At 61.5% G+C, this 15,824-nt stretch carries 15 protein-coding genes; 3 read left to right on the top strand and 12 right to left on the bottom strand.

The genetic code is table 11. From position 1 onward, the window contains the following. Positions 1-146 precede the first annotated feature (146 nt). The 5 genes from SOP95_RS22345 to leuS all read right to left on the bottom strand — a co-directional run bounded on the left by SOP95_RS22345 (position 147) and on the right by leuS (position 6,185). Positions 147-1,469 carry a lytic murein transglycosylase gene (locus tag SOP95_RS22345; protein ID WP_274074461.1) on the bottom strand — a complete coding sequence of 441 codons (1,323 nt, stop codon included), beginning with the start codon at positions 1,467-1,469 and terminating at the stop codon, positions 147-149. A gap of 62 nt (positions 1,470-1,531) precedes the next feature. Continuing rightward, complete coding sequence (gene arfA, locus SOP95_RS22340; RefSeq protein ID WP_056855798.1) at positions 1,532-1,696, bottom strand: alternative ribosome rescue factor ArfA; 165 nt, start codon at positions 1,694-1,696, stop codon at positions 1,532-1,534. A 111-nt stretch (positions 1,697-1,807) separates the two neighbouring features. Beyond that, positions 1,808-2,845, bottom strand: coding sequence for a DNA polymerase III subunit delta (holA, locus tag SOP95_RS22335; RefSeq protein ID WP_274074462.1), 1,038 nt, complete (start codon positions 2,843-2,845; stop codon positions 1,808-1,810). 39 nt (positions 2,846-2,884) lie between these two features. Continuing rightward, positions 2,885-3,490, bottom strand: coding sequence for an LPS-assembly lipoprotein LptE (locus tag SOP95_RS22330; RefSeq protein WP_274074463.1), 606 nt, complete (start codon positions 3,488-3,490; stop codon positions 2,885-2,887). Between the two features lie 88 nt (positions 3,491-3,578). Next, entirely contained in the window at positions 3,579-6,185 is a 2,607-nt protein-coding gene (gene leuS / locus SOP95_RS22325) for a leucine--tRNA ligase (RefSeq protein WP_323608338.1), read from the bottom strand. A 280-nt stretch (positions 6,186-6,465) separates the two neighbouring features. Here leuS and SOP95_RS22320 point away from each other — a divergent pair, with 280 nt between their 5' ends. Further along, positions 6,466-6,786 (top strand): hypothetical protein, encoded by a 321-nt coding sequence (locus SOP95_RS22320; RefSeq protein WP_274074465.1) that lies wholly within the window; start codon positions 6,466-6,468, stop codon positions 6,784-6,786. Positions 6,787-6,891: 105 nt separating this feature from the next. Then, positions 6,892-7,653 (top strand): YdcF family protein, encoded by a 762-nt coding sequence (locus SOP95_RS22315; RefSeq protein WP_323608336.1) that lies wholly within the window; start codon positions 6,892-6,894, stop codon positions 7,651-7,653. A 99-nt stretch (positions 7,654-7,752) separates the two neighbouring features. Here SOP95_RS22315 and lnt read toward each other — a convergent pair whose 3' ends face one another. The 5 genes from lnt to miaB form a co-directional block, all read right to left on the bottom strand. Next, positions 7,753-9,276, bottom strand: coding sequence for an apolipoprotein N-acyltransferase (gene lnt, locus SOP95_RS22310; RefSeq protein WP_274074467.1), 1,524 nt, complete (start codon positions 9,274-9,276; stop codon positions 7,753-7,755). Positions 9,277-9,291: 15 nt separating this feature from the next. Then, positions 9,292-10,131 carry an HlyC/CorC family transporter gene (locus tag SOP95_RS22305; protein WP_046815833.1) on the bottom strand — a complete coding sequence of 280 codons (840 nt, stop codon included), beginning with the start codon at positions 10,129-10,131 and terminating at the stop codon, positions 9,292-9,294. A gap of 5 nt (positions 10,132-10,136) precedes the next feature. Beyond that, on the bottom strand, positions 10,137-10,631 hold the full coding sequence (ybeY, locus tag SOP95_RS22300) for an rRNA maturation RNase YbeY (RefSeq protein WP_274074468.1): 495 nt from the start codon (positions 10,629-10,631) through the stop codon (positions 10,137-10,139). After that, on the bottom strand, positions 10,624-11,631 hold the full coding sequence (locus tag SOP95_RS22295; RefSeq protein ID WP_274074469.1) for a PhoH family protein: 1,008 nt from the start codon (positions 11,629-11,631) through the stop codon (positions 10,624-10,626). The genes ybeY and SOP95_RS22295 overlap by 8 nt, the downstream gene beginning before the upstream one ends. A gap of 214 nt (positions 11,632-11,845) precedes the next feature. Continuing rightward, a complete protein-coding gene (gene miaB / locus SOP95_RS22290) occupies positions 11,846-13,174 on the bottom strand; it encodes a tRNA (N6-isopentenyl adenosine(37)-C2)-methylthiotransferase MiaB (protein WP_274074603.1) in 1,329 nt (442 codons plus the stop codon). 132 nt (positions 13,175-13,306) lie between these two features. Here miaB and SOP95_RS22285 point away from each other — a divergent pair, with 132 nt between their 5' ends. Further along, the gene (locus SOP95_RS22285) at positions 13,307-13,636 is read left to right on the top strand and encodes a DUF1820 family protein (RefSeq protein WP_008066015.1); all 330 of its coding nucleotides are present in this window, start codon (positions 13,307-13,309) and stop codon (positions 13,634-13,636) included. Between the two features lie 120 nt (positions 13,637-13,756). On the opposite strand, the gene SOP95_RS22280 is transcribed toward SOP95_RS22285, so the two are convergent. Both SOP95_RS22280 and hemL read right to left on the bottom strand, forming a co-directional pair. Beyond that, positions 13,757-14,311 carry a tetratricopeptide repeat protein gene (locus SOP95_RS22280; protein WP_274074470.1) on the bottom strand — a complete coding sequence of 185 codons (555 nt, stop codon included), beginning with the start codon at positions 14,309-14,311 and terminating at the stop codon, positions 13,757-13,759. Between the two features lie 225 nt (positions 14,312-14,536). Beyond that, positions 14,537-15,820, bottom strand: a complete 1,284-nt coding sequence (hemL, locus tag SOP95_RS22275; protein WP_008066019.1) for a glutamate-1-semialdehyde 2,1-aminomutase — start codon at positions 15,818-15,820, stop codon at positions 14,537-14,539. Positions 15,821-15,824 lie beyond the last annotated feature (4 nt).

The following is a 15,824-nucleotide window of genomic DNA, read 5'->3' as shown; positions in this document are numbered from 1 at the left end:
CCCCCCCCCCCCCCCGTGTAGGAGCGAGCTTGCTCGCGATGGACGTCAACGATAACGCGTGTTTACTGGCTAAACGCGGCGCCCTTGAGTCCATCGTCGGAACGCCGCCCGGAGCAAGCTCGCTCCTACAACAGTGGGTAAAGCCTTCAGCGGCTACGCAATCCTTCCAGCAACTTGTGCGTCGGATAACCATCCGCCGGCCAGCCAAACGACTGCTGGGCGCTGCGGATCGCCTTGCGGGTATTGGCACCGATGATGCCGTCGGCAGTGCCCGCGTCGTAGTTCTGCGCACTCAGCAGGTTCTGCAGTTCGATCCGCTCGGTACGGCTCAGGGGCAGGTCATCCTTGGGCCAGGTGCCGCTGATCAACCCGGCGCCATTGAAGCGCTCAGCCAACAGGCTCACCGCCAGGGCGTAGGACGACGAGTTGTTGTACTTGAGAATCGCGCGGAAGTTGTCGAGCACCAGGAAGGCTGGGCCGCGATAGCCTGCCGGCAACAGTAGCGCCGCGGACAGTTGCTCGGAGCCAGCCGGGAACTGGCCGCCGTTGGGCAGCACCACGCCCAGTTGCCGCCATTCGGCGACGCTCTTGCGAATCGAGCCATCGGCGAGGATGTAGTTGAAACTGCCCGGCAGCTGCACTTCAAAGCCCCACGGCTGGCCTTTTTGCCAGCCGGAGCTTTGCAGGTAGTGGGCGGTCGACGCCAGGGCGTCGGTGGCGCTGCCCCAGATATCGCGTCGACCGTCGCCATCGAAGTCCACGGCGTGGGTGTTGTAGGTGGTCGGGATGAACTGGGTCTGGCCCATGGCGCCCGCCCAGGAGCCCAGCATTTTCTCGGGTTCGATATCGCCTTGCTGGAGGATCTGCAGGGCGGCGATCAATTGCGCGTGGGCGAAACCGGGGCGGCGGCCTTCGTAGGCGAGGGTGGCCAGTGAGTTGATCACCGACTTGCTGCCCTGGAACTGGCCGAAGTTGCTTTCCATGCCCCATACCGCGACCAGTGCCTGGCGGTCGACGCCGTAGCGCTGTTCGATACTTTGCAGGATGCCGGCGTACTGCTCGACCAATGCCTGGCCTTTGCGAACCCGCAGCGGCGACAGGGCGCCATCGAGGTATTCCCACACCGGTTTTGCGAATTCCGGTTGGCTGCGGTCGGCGCGGATCACGCTCGGGTCAACGCTGACATTGGCGAAGGCGCGGTCGAACAGGTCGGCACGGATGCCGGCGGCCAGGGCGTCCTTGCGAAAACCCGCCTGCCATTCGGCGAAGGTCTGGGTTGGCTGGATGTCGAGATTTTCACCGGTTGGAACCACGGGTGGAATGACCGCCGGGGCGGTGGCGACAGGCAGAGTCTGAATCGGCTGGGCGTCGGCGGCGGTGGGTTTTTCCGCGCAGGCGACTAGCAAGATGAGGCTGGAGGCAGCGATCAATTGGCGAAACTGCCAACGACGGGAAAGACAAAGGGGCATGCACGGGTCCAGGGAAAACGAATCAGGTATAGACCTTAACATGTTGAGCGGTTGCTTGCCTTTCAGGCCGCCAGAAAGTAAGAAGCCTCCCAGTTGTCAGACTGGAAGGCTTCGCGGCGGTAGCTGCCTTTACCCTTGCCGGCTCGTTCCTGTCGGCTGCGGAACAATGGCTGGGCGATGATGGATTTGGCCTTGTTGGGGCCGCGTTTGGACGGCTTTTTGCTCATGATGGGCGCTCGCAAGTGAGGGGTTTTTGCGGGGCAAATCATCGGCCGAAGTTGGGCGGCTGTCTATAGCGCAAATGCATGTGTGTTTTTTGAGGCTGCGATCTTTTGATTTTATTCAGCAGGCAACGCCAATCGCTGCCCAGCCATCAACAACGTCAGGCGACTCAAGCTCATCCACGGCGAACCCGCCGCCTGGCCCTTGATCTGCGCGTCAATGCGCTGGGCTTCGAGCAGCAATTGCGCCCAGCGTTGCGCCGAATAGCGTTGCAGGGCCTTGCTCATCAGTGGTTTGCGCTTGTCCCAGACCGGCGGTCTGGCCTGGCTGAAGGCCTTGTCCAGTGGCGTGCCCTGGCTGTACTGCAACGAAATGTTGGCCAGCAGCCGCAGTTCCCGGGCCAGGGCCCAGAGAATCACCGGGGGCTCGACGCCTTCACCGCGAAGCCCTTCGAGCATCCGCAGCGCGTGGGCGGCTTCGCCATTGAGAATGGCATCGGTCAGGCCGAAAACGTCAAAGCGTGCACTGTCGGCCACCGCGGCCTGTACGGTTTCGATGGTGATCTGGCCGCCTTCGGCCATCAGCTTGAGCTTTTCGATTTCCTGGGCGGCGGCCAACAAGTTGCCCTCGACCCGGGCGGCGATCAACTCGACGGCGTCCTGGCTGGCGGACAGCCCGGCCTGGGACAGGCGCTGACGGATCCAGCTGGGCAACTGGTTGGCATCCACCGGCCAGATCTGCACGAACTGGGTCTGTTGGCCTTCGACCAGCGCCTTGCCCCATTTGGTTTTCTGCGCGCTGCCATCAAGCTTCGGCAGGCTGATCAACAGCAGCGTGTCTTCCGCTGGTCGCGAGCAGTACTCAATGAGCGCGGCAGCACCTTTATCGCCGGGTTTTCCGGAAGGCAGGCGCAATTCCAGCAGGCGTTTTTCAGCGAACAGCGACATGCTGGCGCCGGCTTGCAGCAAGGTTCCCCAGTCGAAACTGGCGTCGGCGGCGAACACCTGGCGTTCGTCGAAGCCTTGTTGGCGCGCGGCCGTGCGGATGGCGTCGGCGGCTTCCTGGCACAGCAAGGGGTCATCGCCACTGACGACGTAGACCGGCGCGAGGGCGCCTTGCAGGTGTTTGGCGAGTTGGGCAGGGGCGAGCTTCATAAGAGGGGGCAAACGGGGCGCCGGGGCGCCCCGTAAGGCTTACTGCCGAGGCAGTTCGATGGGAGACTGGCGCGGTGTTTCCGCTTCAGCCTTCTGCGCTGCTTCCAGCGCCGCGGCTTCCGCCTTGGCCTTGGCTGCCGCCGTTTGCTGCAACTGGTCCAGCTGGGCCGGGGTGAATTGCTGCAGGCGCAACATCATGCGTTGAACCAGCTCGCGACGCATTTCCCTGCGGGCATCGCTGGCTTCCTGGTCGGAACCTACCAGGTTGTTGCCGTCATGGATGAACACCTTCTGCACTTCGAGTTTGTCGCTCAGCAGGGGCAGATTGCCCTGGCCGCGAATGTCATAGCTGAGCACCGTGCTCAGTTGATATTCGCCCGTACGACCGGCGCCTGCGTAGCTGAGGATGCGCTGGGATTCCTGCTGGTCAGTCAGGATGAGTTTGTAGGGGGCGCCGGTGTAGACGTTGACGCCGCTGCTGACCAGCGACTGGCGCAGTTGTGTCACGGTTTCGCCGTAGGCGTCGCGGGCGCTCAGGTCGAGTTCCTTGATCGCCAGTTCGGTGGTGCCGGTGCCACGTAGCTGGAAGCCACAGGCGCTCAACAGGACTGCGAGGCCTATCACCAGCAAGTTGCGTTTGATCATTGTGTTGCTCCCCTTGAAACCATGTGGGCCAATCAAGCGGCCCGAAAGGTTTTATTCGGCGCCTGGCATGGCCAGGCGCCTGATCCAATTAGCTGGCGACGATGTTGACCAGTTTTCCGGGCACCACGATCACTTTGCGAATGGTCAGACCATCGACGAAACGCAGCACGTTCTCGTTGGCCCGGGCGGCGGCTTCGACGTCTTCGCGACTGGCGCTGGCGGGCATTTCTATCTGGCCGCGCAGCTTGCCGTTGACCTGGATGACCAGCGTCAGGCTGTCCTGCACCAGGGCGCTTTCGTTCAGCACCGGCCAGGCGGCGTCGATCACCGGGTCGGCGTGACCCAGGCGATGCCACAGCTCGTGGCTGATGTGCGGGGTGATCGGCGCCAGCAGCAGGGTCACGGTTTCCAGGCCTTCCTGAACCAGCGCACGGTCCTGTTCGGTGCCTTGTGCGGCTTTTTCCAGCACGTTCATCAGCGTCATCACCTGGGCGATGGCGGTGTTGAATTTGTGGTTCTGGCCGACGTCGTGGCTGGCCTGCTTGATGGCCTGGTGGATCGAACGGCGAATGGCTTTCTGCTCGTCGTTCAGGCTGGCGACGTCCAGTTTGCCCGGCAGGCCCTGGGTGACGTGCGTTTGAGCCAGGCGCCAGACGCGCTTGAGGAAGCGGTGCGAACCTTCGACCCCGGAGTCGGACCATTCCGCGCTCATGTCAGGTGGCGAGGCGAACATCATGAACAGACGGCAGGTGTCGGCGCCGAACTGGTCGATCATCGACTGTGGGTCAACGCCGTTGTTCTTCGACTTGGCCATCTTCTCGGTGCCACCGATTTCCACCGGCAGACCGTCGGCGATCAGCTTGGCGCTGATGACCTTGGCCTTGCTGTCGCGTTCGAGCTCGACGTCCGCCGGGTTGAACCAGGTGTAGGCACCGTTGGCTTCGCGACGGTAGTAAGTCTCGGCGATCACCATGCCCTGGGTCAGCAGGTTCTTGAACGGCTCGTTGGAGCTCACCAGGCCTTCGTCGCGCATCAGCTTGTGGAAGAAGCGCGCGTAGAGCAGGTGCAGGATCGCGTGTTCGATACCGCCGATGTACTGGTCCACCGGCAACCAGTGGTCGGCCGCCGATTTCTCTACCAGGCCACCTTCATAGTGCGGCGAGGCGTAGCGGGCGTAGTACCACGAGGACTCGACGAAGGTGTCCATGGTGTCGGTTTCACGCTTGGCAGGCTGGCCGCATTTCGGGCAGCTGCACTCGTAGAACTCGGGCATGCGCGCCAGTGGCGAACCGGCGCCATCGGGTACGACGTCTTCCGGCAGCACGACAGGCAATTGATCTTCCGGCACCGGCACGTCACCGCAAGTATTGCAGTGGATGATCGGGATCGGGCAGCCCCAGTAGCGCTGACGGCTGATGCCCCAGTCGCGCAGGCGGAACTGGGTGCGCGAGGCGCCCAGTTCTTTCTTGATCAGCGCCACTTCGATGGCGTCGAAGGCACCCGCGAAGTCCAGGCCGTCGAACTCGCCGGAATTGATCAGCGTGCCGTACTCACCGTAGGCGTCTTGCCATGGCGCCGGGTTGGTGTCACCTGCGCTTGTGCGCACCACGGATTTGACCGGCAGGTTGTACTTGTGGGCGAACTCGAAATCGCGTTCGTCGTGGGCCGGAACAGCCATCACCGCGCCGTCGCCGTAGTGCATCAGCACGTAGTTGGCGACCCATACCGGCAGTTTTTCGCCGGTCAAAGGGTGCTCGACGAACAGGCCGGTCGGCAGGCCTTTTTTCTCCTGGGTGGCGACGTCGGCTTCGGCGACGCTACCGCCCTTGCATTCGGCGATGAACGCTTGCAACTCCGGGTTGTTTTTGGCGGCGAGGGCGGCCAGGTGATGCTCGGCAGCCACGGCGACATAGGTCGCGCCCATCAGGGTATCCGGACGGGTGGTGAAGACTTTCAGTGCACCGGCTTCGCCGATGGAGTCGACGTTGTACGGGAACTGCACTTCCATGCCGCGGGATTTGCCGATCCAGTTGCGCTGCATGGTCTTGACCTGTTCAGGCCAGCCAGTCAGTTCGTCGAGGCTCTCCAGCAGCTCATCCGCGTAGGCGGTGATCTTGAAGTAGTACATCGGGATTTCGCGCTTTTCGATCAGCGCGCCGGAACGCCAGCCGCGACCGTCGATCACCTGCTCGTTGGCCAGGACGGTCTGGTCGACCGGGTCCCAGTTCACGGTGCCGCTTTTCTTGTAGATCACACCTTTTTCGAACAGGCGAGTGAACAGCCATTGTTCCCAGCGGTAGTAATCGGGCTTGCAGGTGGTCACTTCGCGCGACCAGTCCACCGCCAGGCCCAGGCTGCGCAGCTGGGTCTTCATGTAGGCGATGTTCTCGTAGGTCCACTTGGCGGGCGCTACGTTGTTCTTCATCGCGGCGTTTTCCGCCGGCATGCCGAAGGCGTCCCACCCCATGGGTTGCAGGACGTTCTTGCCGAGCATGCGCTGGTAGCGGGAGATCACGTCGCCGATGGTGTAGTTGCGCACGTGCCCCATGTGTAGCTTGCCGCTGGGGTAAGGGAACATCGACAGGCAGTAGTAGGTCTCCTTGCCTGGCTGTTCACTGACTTCAAAGGACTTTTGCTCGTCCCAGAACGACTGGGCGGCGGCTTCGATTTCACGGGGCTGATATTGTTCGTGCATGGCTACTTTTGAACTGAATAGGGGTGGCCTAATCCTCTTCAATGCGACCTTGGACGGTGAGTGCGCCAATTCGGCGTTTCGGTGTCCAGAGGAGCTGGAAGTGGAGTTACAGGAAGCGCCGTAGCATACATGACCGCACTCTATCGAGGGAAACCCTGATTACTGCCGCGCGTCTCGCAAAAACCGCTGCGAGGGCCGTTGGTCGCGGCGTCCAGCCGGTTTGTCGATGGAAGCTAAGCTCTAAATGGGGAGTAGGTCTTATCTTCCAATGAGGTGAGGGATGGTTGAGTCACGGCAAAAAGCTACAAAACCGGAGTTGTACGAAAGACTGATCGATCGTTTGGGCATGGCCCTTGATGCAGCCAAAACAGCTGGTCGGCTGCGCGATGAACGCCCTTTGGAACTGGAGTTGCGTGGCTTGAGCCCCGCAGAGTTTGCACTGGTCAAGGCGTACCTCGATCGCAGTGAGCGTGAAACGCAGGGATGCTTGTCTGAAGCAGTGAAGCAACTCGATGCACCACGTTCGGCCAAGATCATCTGGCTCAAGGACAAAATACCTGGCAGAGACGCGGTAAAGGTCCGGTCCCTGCAGTTCAAGTAAGGCATAGAGCCATGCTCCACGGTTTTTTGAAGCATAGTCCTTCCGTATTTATTGTCGCATTGCGTCAACCCACTTAGGCTTCGGGCATCTTTAAGGAGATGCCCGATGCCTTTTCGCTATTTCGTGAAACACCTTCTGATGCCGCCCGGCGTCCTTATCCTGTTGCTGGTGCTCGCCTGGTGGTGGCGCCGCTCAAGACCGCGCCTTGCCGGATGGTGTTTTGCGCTGGGCGTGGGCGGGTTCTGGTTGATGAGCCTGCCGGTGATGGTGCAATGGGGCGCCGGGCTCCTTGAGCGTGAAGCCCCTTTGCCTCGCGACGAGTGGGCAACCCTGGCCCAGCGTGCCGATGCGATCGTGGTGCTTGGGGCCGGGCGCGAACGGGGTGACCTGGCCTGGGGCAGTGATCAACCCACCGGAATGGCCCTGGAGCGAGAACGCTATGCCGCTCGCCTGGCAAAGGCCTCGGGCTTGCCGATCCTGACCAGTGGTGGCTTGCATTACGGCTCGCCGCCCACCGAAGCCAAAATGATGGCTGACTCAATGCGCGATGATTTTGGCGTGGCTGTGCGGTGGCAGGAAGGGCAAAGCCGAACCACCTGGGAAAACGCGACATTCAGCGCCGAAGTCCTGTTGCCTGAGGGCATCAAGCGCGTGGTGGTGGTCACCCAGGCCTGGCACATGCCGCGTGCGGTCTGGAGTTTCCAGAAGGCCGGGTTTGAAGTGGTGCCGGCACCAGTCGGATTCCTGAGCGTGGACAACGCCGAGCCGCTGGGCGGCTGGATGCCGGAATTAAAGGCCATCTGGCGCAGCGGGCAGTTGTTGAATGAGGCGGCGGGGCAGGTCGCTTATAGGCTTTTCTACCGCTGAAAAGCAAAAGATCGCAGCCTTCGGCAGCTCCTACAATTGGAATGCAATCCCCTGTAGGAGCTGCCGCAGGCTGCGATCTTTTGCAGGCGACACAAATCTTCAGACGGTCTTGGCCATCCGGCTGGCAATCAACGCCCAGCCAAACAACAGCACACAAACAATGATCAATGGCCACGACCGCCATTGCAGGTACGGTGTGAGGTTGTGCATTGGCACCACTTCGCCGTACAGGATGCCGCGTTCGAACTGCGGGATCTGCGTGGTGATCTGGCCAAACGGGTTGATCAGGCCGGTCACGCCATTGTTGGTCGCGCGGATCATCCAGCGGCCCGCCTCGAGCGCGCGCATCTGCGCCATCTGCAAGTGCTGCAGCGGGCCGATGGAGGTGCCGAACCAGGTGTCGTTGCTGATGGTCAGCAGCAGGTCGCTTTGCGCGGCAAGGCCGGCGGCGAACTCCGGGTACACCACTTCGTAGCAGATGAACGGCGCAATCTGGTAACCCTTGGCTTGCAACATGGCCTGGTCGGAAGGGCCGCGGGCAAAGTCCGACATGGGCAGGTCGAAGAATGCAATCAAGCCGCGCAGCACATCCTGCAACGGCACGTATTCGCCAAACGGCACCAGCTTTTGTTTGAGGTAGGTGCCGTCGCCTTCGCCCACCACGGTAATTCCGTTGTAGAAACGCTTCTGCTGGTGGACGACTTCGCGGATCGGTACGCCGGTGATCATGGCTGAATCGCGCTCGGCGGCGAATTTCCCCATCATGTCCAGGTAGCCCTGGGCAGATTCCTTGAGCACCGGGACCGCGGTTTCCGGCCAGATCAGCAAGTCGACCCGTTTCGAACTGAAGCTCATGTCGCGGTACAGCTCCAATTGCGCGTTGAGCTGCGCCGGATCCCACTTCATGCTCTGTTCGATGTTGCCCTGGAGCGCCGCGACACTCAGGGGGGCGCCCGACGGGCTGGTCCAGGCGTGGTGCTTGAGCGCCAGGCCGGCCACCCACGGGCCTGCCAGCAGCACAACGCCCACGGCGATGAAGCCTTTGCGTCCCGTGCGCACCAGGCGCACGGCGTTGTAGATCAATGCAGCCGTCAGGGCCAGGGTGAAGGATATCAGCCACATTCCGCCAACCGGCGCGAGGCCGGCCAGGGGGCCGTCAAGCTGGCTGTAGCCAGAGTAGAGCCATGGGAAACCGGTCAGGAACCAGCCACGAAACGCTTCCTGGCCGACCCACAGCGCCGCGAAGGCCAGGGTGTCTGCCAGTGGTGCTTCATTGCGCCGCAACCAGCGCGCCCAAATCCAGGCGGGCAGGGCGAAGAACCAGGCAATCGCCGCCGTGAAGATCAGCATCAGGAAGCCGGCCAGCAGCACCGACGCGCCACCGAAGTGATGAATGCTGTAGTAGATCCAACTGGTGCCGGCGCCAAACAGGCCGAAGCCGAAACACCAGCCACGCCCCAGGGCCTGGCGTGGATTCAGTTCGCGCAAGCCGGCATAGAACAGCCCGACCGCCAGCAGTGCCAGTGGCCAGATATCGAACGGCGCCAGGGCCAGGGTGGTGATTGCACCGGCCGCCACGGCCAGCAGGTTACCGGGCCAGCCGGGGCGGGTTGTCCAGCGCATTTCAATCCTTAGGTTTTACCGGGCGATAGGTGTCAGTCGCAGCAAGTGAATCCGCCGACTGTCGGCGTTCAGGATGCGGAAGCGATAGGCGCCGATTTCAGTGATTTCGTTGCGTTTTGGCAAGTGCCCGAACGCGCTCATCACCAGGCCGCCCACGGTGTCGAATTCGTCGTCGGAAAATTCGCTGTCGAAGAACTCGTTGAAGTTCTCGATCGGCGTCAGGGCCTTGATCAGGAAGTCGCCGCTGGGCAGTGGCTTGATGTAGCTGTCTTCTTCGACGTCGTGCTCGTCTTCGATGTCGCCGACGATCTGTTCCAGCACGTCTTCGATGGTCACCAGGCCCGCCACGCCGCCGTATTCGTCAATGACGATGGCCATGTGGTTGTGGTTGGCGCGGAACTCACGCAGCAGTACGTTCAGGCGCTTGGACTCCGGCACGAACGTGGCCGGGCGCAGCAGGTCCTTGATGTTGAAACTGTCGCCGTTCTCCCTGAGGATCAACGGCAGCAAGTCCTTGGCCAGCAACACGCCCATCACGTCATCGTGGCTTTCGCCGATCACCGGGTAGCGGGAGTGGGCCGAATCGACCACGGCAGGCAGGAACTCGCGAGGTGTCTGGGTCGCCTTGATGCTGACCATCTGCGAGCGCGGGACCATGATGTCCCGTACCTGCAGGTCGGCCACCTGGATAGCGCCTTCGACGATGGCCAGCGCTTCGCTGTCCAGCAGTTTGTTCTGGTGTGCATCGCGCAGCAGCTCCAGCAGCTCCTGGCGGTTCTTCGGCTCGTGGGCAAAAGCCTGGGTGAGCTTACCCAGCCAAGACTTCTGCCCGTTGCTCGATCGATCTTCGCTCATAGCGATTACTCTGAATCCTTTGTTGTTTCGGTAGGGGGTACTTCGATTTCGTCGTCCGCGTACGGATCGCGATAGCCCAGTTCTGCAAGCAACGTTCGTTCCAGTGCTTCCATCTCTTCGGCTTCGTCATCTTCAATATGGTCGTAACCAAGCAGATGCAAGCAGCCGTGGATCACCAGGTGCGCCCAGTGGGCCTTGAGTTCCTTGCCCTGCTCGGTGGCTTCGCGCTCGACCACCGCCACGCAGATCACCAGGTCGCCCAGCAGCGGGATGTCGAGAAACTCGTCCGGCACATCGGCGGGGAACGACAGGACGTTGGTGGCGTAATCCTTGTGCCGCCAGGTGTTGTTCAGTTCGCGGCCTTCGGCTTCGTCGACCAGGCGAATGGTCATTTCCGAGTCTGCGGTGCGCTGGCGCAGGGCCAGTTCGCACCATTGGCGGAACTCGGCTTCGCTGGGGGCGGGCGCTTGGGTCGCGATTTGCAGGTCAAGCTCAAGCATCGCGTCGGCTGTCCCTGGCGGCGGCATCATCGGCCGCTTTGGTTTCGAAGCGCTCGTAGGCTTCGACAATCCGCTGCACCAATGGATGGCGCACAACGTCCTTGGGCTGGAAGTGGGTGAAGCTGATGCCCGGCACATCCTTCAAGACTTCGATCACATGGTGCAGCCCGGACTTGGTGCCGCGAGGCAGGTCGACCTGGGTGATGTCACCGGTGATGACGGCCGTGGAGCCGAAGCCGATCCGGGTCAGGAACATTTTCATCTGTTCGACCGTGGTGTTCTGGCTTTCGTCGAGGATGATGAAGCTGTTGTTCAGCGTCCGGCCACGCATGTAGGCCAGTGGCGCGACTTCGATCACCTGGCGCTCGATCAGCTTGGCGACGTATTCGAAACCGAGCATTTCATACAGCGCGTCGTAGAGCGGGCGCAGGTACGGGTCGATTTTCTGCGACAGGTCACCCGGCAGGAAGCCGAGTTTTTCACCCGCTTCGACCGCCGGGCGCACCAGCAGGATGCGGCGGATCTGCTCGCGTTCCAGCGCATCTACCGCACAGGCGACGGCCAGGTAGGTCTTGCCGGTACCGGCCGGGCCAATGCCGAAGTTGATGTCGTTACCGAGGATTTCCTTCACATAGCGCAATTGATTCAAGCCGCGAGGGCGAATCATGCCTTTCTTGGTGCGCAGGGCGACGGAGGCTTCGGCAGGCGAGTGGTTATCCAGCTCTTCGACGGCGGATTCCTGCAGGAACAGGTGCACCAAGTCCGGTGACAGCTCGGTACCCTTGGTTTCCCGGTACAGGCGGCGCAGGAGATTTTCCGCGGAGGTGGTGTGTTTTGGCTCGCCGATCAGCTCGAACTGGTTTCCGCGGTTGCGGATCTCGATGGTCAGGCGCTGTTCGATCAAGCGCAAATGCTCGTCGAATTGCCCGCACAGATTGGCGAAGCGGCGAGCCTCAAAGGGCTCGAGGATGAAACGATGTGGTTCGATGGGTGCGTTCAAGGTCGTATTTAGCCGCCCTGGGGCAATTGGAATGATTCAAGGATAGCGCCAGTGGCGCGGGTGCGAAAGCTCTTAAATAAGGCAACCCGATTCTCGCCTCTGGCGCTGTACCTGTGAGAGCGGGCTTGCTCGCGAATGCGGTCTGTCAGCGCCGTTAATGTCGACTGACACGCCGTCTTCGCGAGCAAGCCCGCTCCCACAGGGATCTTCGGTGTTATTGAATCAGCGAGCCCCGCAGCGAGTGTGGCTGTGCGGCGTCGATGTGCACGTCCGCGAACTGGCCGATGAGGGTCGGATTGTCGCAGCGGAAGTTGACGATACGGTTATTCTCGGTCCGGCCTTGCAGCTCGCCGGGGTCTTTCTTGGAATAATCGGTTACAAGAATCCGCTGAATCGAACCGACCATCTGTCGGCTGATCTCGAAACCTTGCTGGTTCAGGCGATGTTGCAGGGCGTTGAGGCGCTCTTTCTTCAGCTCTTCCGGCGTCTCATCGGCCAGGTCGGCGGCGGGTGTACCCGGGCGCTGGCTGTAGACGAAGGAGTAGGAGAAGTCGAAGCCGACGTCCTGGATCAGCTTCATGGTCTGTTCGAAGTCTTTTTCAGTCTCGCCGGGGAAGCCGACGATGAAGTCCGAACTGATGCAGATTCCCGGCACGGCGGCGCGTAGCTTGCGCAGTTTGGATTTGTATTCCAGCGCCGTGTGGTTGCGTTTCATCGCCGCGAGGATTCGGTCCGAGCCCGATTGCACCGGCAGGTGCAGGTGTTTCACCAGTTCCGGCACGTCGGCGTGGGCCTGGATCAGGCTGTCGGAGAATTCCAGCGGGTGCGAGGTGGTGTAGCGGATGCGGTCGATGCCATCGACCGCGGCGACCACGCGGATCAGTTCGGCCAGATCCGCCAGGCGACCGTCGTGGGTCTTGCCGCGATAGCCGTTGACGTTCTGCCCGAGCAGCGTCACTTCGCGTACGCCGTGTTCGGCCAGGTGAATGATTTCGGCAATCACGTCGTCGAACGGCCGGCTGACCTCTTCACCGCGGGTGTAGGGCACCACGCAGAACGTGCAGTATTTGCTGCAACCTTCCATCACCGACACGTAGGCGCTCGGGCCGTCGATGCGCGGCTCGGGCAAATGGTCGAATTTTTCGATTTCGGGGAACGAGACGTCGACTTGCGGCAGCTTGCTGATGCGTGCGGCGTCGATCATTTCCGGCAGGCGGTGCAGCGTCTGCGGGCCGAACACCACGTCGACGTACGGCGCGCGATCGCGAATGGCGGCGCCTTCCTGGCTGGCCACGCAGCCACCGACGGCGATCACCATGTCCGGGTTGGCCAGCTTCAGTTCGCGCCAGCGGCCCAGCTGGGAATAGACGCGGTCCTGGGCGCGCTCGCGGATCGAGCAGGTGTTGAGCAGAATCACGTCGGCGTCTTCAGCGCGCGCGGTGACTTCCAGGGCCTGGTGTTCGCCCAGCAGATCGACCATGCGCGAGCTGTCGTACTCGTTCATCTGGCAACCGTGGGTTTCGATGTAAAGCTTCTTGGCCATGGACAGGGTCATCACGTGATTCAAAGAACCGCGCATTATAGGGAACATGCACTCAGGTTCCTACCGCTGCGCGTCCGGCGGCTATGCTATAGTTCGCGCCCTCATTTTTATCCCCGATGTGTTTCGCCTGCCATGACCAAACGTGAAGCTCCAATCTACAAGGTGATTTTCCTCAACCAGGGCCAGGTGTTCGAAATGTACGCCAAGCAGATCTATCAGAGCGATCTGTGGGGCTTCCTGGAAGTGGAAGAGTTCGTCTTTGGCGAGCGCACACAGGTAGTCGTCGACCCGAGCGAAGAGAAGCTCAAGGCCCAGTTCGAAGGGGTCGTGCGCAGTTTCGTGCCGATGCATTCGATCGTGCGCATCGACGAGGTCGAGCGCCTGGGCACACCGAAAATCAGCGAAGCCCGCGGCACGGTCGGCAATGTGATGCCGTTTCCGGTGCCGATGCCTGAGAAGTAGGCCTCAAGACCGAGTCGCCCCCTTCGCGAGCAAGCCCGCTCCCACAATGGATCTCCAGTGAAGAGATTGAATGTGGGAGCGGGCTTGCTCGCGAAGGGGTCAGACAGATCAATACAGAAATCAGGGAAGCGGCGCGAACGGCGTACGCCCATCGGCGCTCTGCAATTCCATCAGGTATTTACGGAAAATTTGCCCCAGCACCTGGGTGGCGACTTCCAGTTCCTGGCGGGGCATTTGTTCGGCGACTTCGTCGGCGGTGTCGAGCGCTTCTTCCGCGCCGTTGACCGCGGCCATCTTCAGCACGATATACGCCTGAATGTTATTGGCCGGTACGCCTTCGCCATGAAAGAACATGGTACCGAGTTTGAATTGGGCCTGGGCGTGGCCTTGCAGCGAGGCCTTTTCGAAGTAGCTCAAGGCTTTATTGAGATCGCGTGGCGCGTTTTTACCGTCGTAGTAGAACTCACCCAACTCGTATTGCGCTTGAGCATCCCCTTCATCCGACGCTTTCTGGCAGGCGGCAAGTGCCTGGGCCAGGTCTTGCGGCTGGGTATTGAGGGTGCAGCGACCCATCGCTGGGATTAACAACGAGTTACCGCCTGCTTGTGCGAGCGCGAGCAGGGGCTGAAGGAGCAACAGGCAGCCCAGTGAAAGGGCGCGGCCGGTGCGGTTCATGGGAATCGACTTACCTCTGAGGGGCGCGCGGACCCATCGAGGGGATCCAATAAGCGCGCATTATGAAATAAGCAGGGCCAACCTTACAAAGTCTTTACTCGTTTTTCTGCTGCGCGGGAAATATATCGCCCACTTTGTTCGGGATTATTAGCAGATGAGTAGGAAAAAGGGCAGGAGCGTAGGCAAAAGCTGACGCTGGTGATGGCCAGCGTCAGCGCTACGGCGTTACTTCAGTGCAGCAAATGCGCGCTCGGCGGCATCCAGGGTCAGTTTCAACTCGGCTTCGCCGTGGGCGATCGAGGTGAAGCCGGCTTCGAATGCGCTTGGCGCCAGGTACACGCCACCTTCCAGCATCAGGTGGAAGAAACGGCCGAACAAGGCTGCGTCGCTGGCCATCACGTCATCGAAGGTCACGATGTCGTCGGCGCCACTGAAGTACAGGCCGAACATGCCGCCGGCCTGGGTGGTCACGAAGGGAATGCCTGCCGCATCGGCACGCACTTGCAAGCCGTCGAGCAGGCGAGTGGTGTAGTCGGTCAGTTCGTCGTGGAAGCCCGGGCGGCTGATCAGGCGCAAGGTGGTCAGGCCCGCCGCCATCGCCAGCGGGTTACCCGACAATGTACCGGCTTGATAGACCGGACCCAGCGGGGCGATGCGCGACATGATTTCGCGCTTGCCGCCGAAGCAACCCACCGGCATGCCGCCGCCGATGATCTTGCCGAAGGTGGTCAGGTCTGGCGTCACGCCGTAGTGAGCCTGGGCGCCGCCGAGGGCAACACGGAAACCGGTCATCACTTCGTCGAAAATCAGCACCACGCCGTGCTTGTCGCACAAGGTCCGCAGGCCTTCGAGGAAGCCTGGGGCCGGTGGCACGCAATTCATGTTGCCGGCGACCGGCTCGACGATGATGCACGCCACATCCTGGCCGACTTCGGCGAGCATGGCTTCAACCGCATCGATGTCGTTGAACGGCAGGGTCAGGGTGTGTTTGGCGAACGCCGCCGGTACACCCGCCGAGCTCGGCACACCTTGGGTCAGGGCGCCGGAGCCGGCCTTGACCAGCAGGCTGTCGGAGTGACCGTGGTAGCAGCCTTCGAACTTGATGATGCTGTCGCGACCGGTGAAACCACGGGCCAGGCGGATTGCGCTCATGGTCGCTTCGGTGCCGGAGCTGACCATGCGCACCATTTCCATCGAGGGTACGAGCGAGCAGACCAGATCAGCCATCTGGGTTTCCATCTCGGTCGGCGCGCCGTAGGACAAGCCGTGTTCAAGCTGCTTGCGCACGGCGTCCAGCACGTCCGGGTGGCTGTGGCCGAGGATCATCGGGCCCCAGGAGCCGACGTAATCCACATAACGCTTGTCGTCTTCATCGGTGACGTAGGCGCCTTCGGCGTGCTTGAAGAACAACGGCGTGCCGCCAACGCTCTTGAACGCGCGAACCGGCGAGTTCACGCCACCGGGAATGTGTTTCTGGGCATTGGCAAACAGCGTTTCGGAACGAGACATGATC

It is taken from the genome of Pseudomonas sp. YuFO8 (genome assembly GCF_035065025.1).
GTDB lineage: Bacteria > Pseudomonadota > Gammaproteobacteria > Pseudomonadales > Pseudomonadaceae > Aquipseudomonas > Aquipseudomonas putida_AE.
This window is presented reverse-complemented; position numbering and strand designations above follow the sequence as displayed.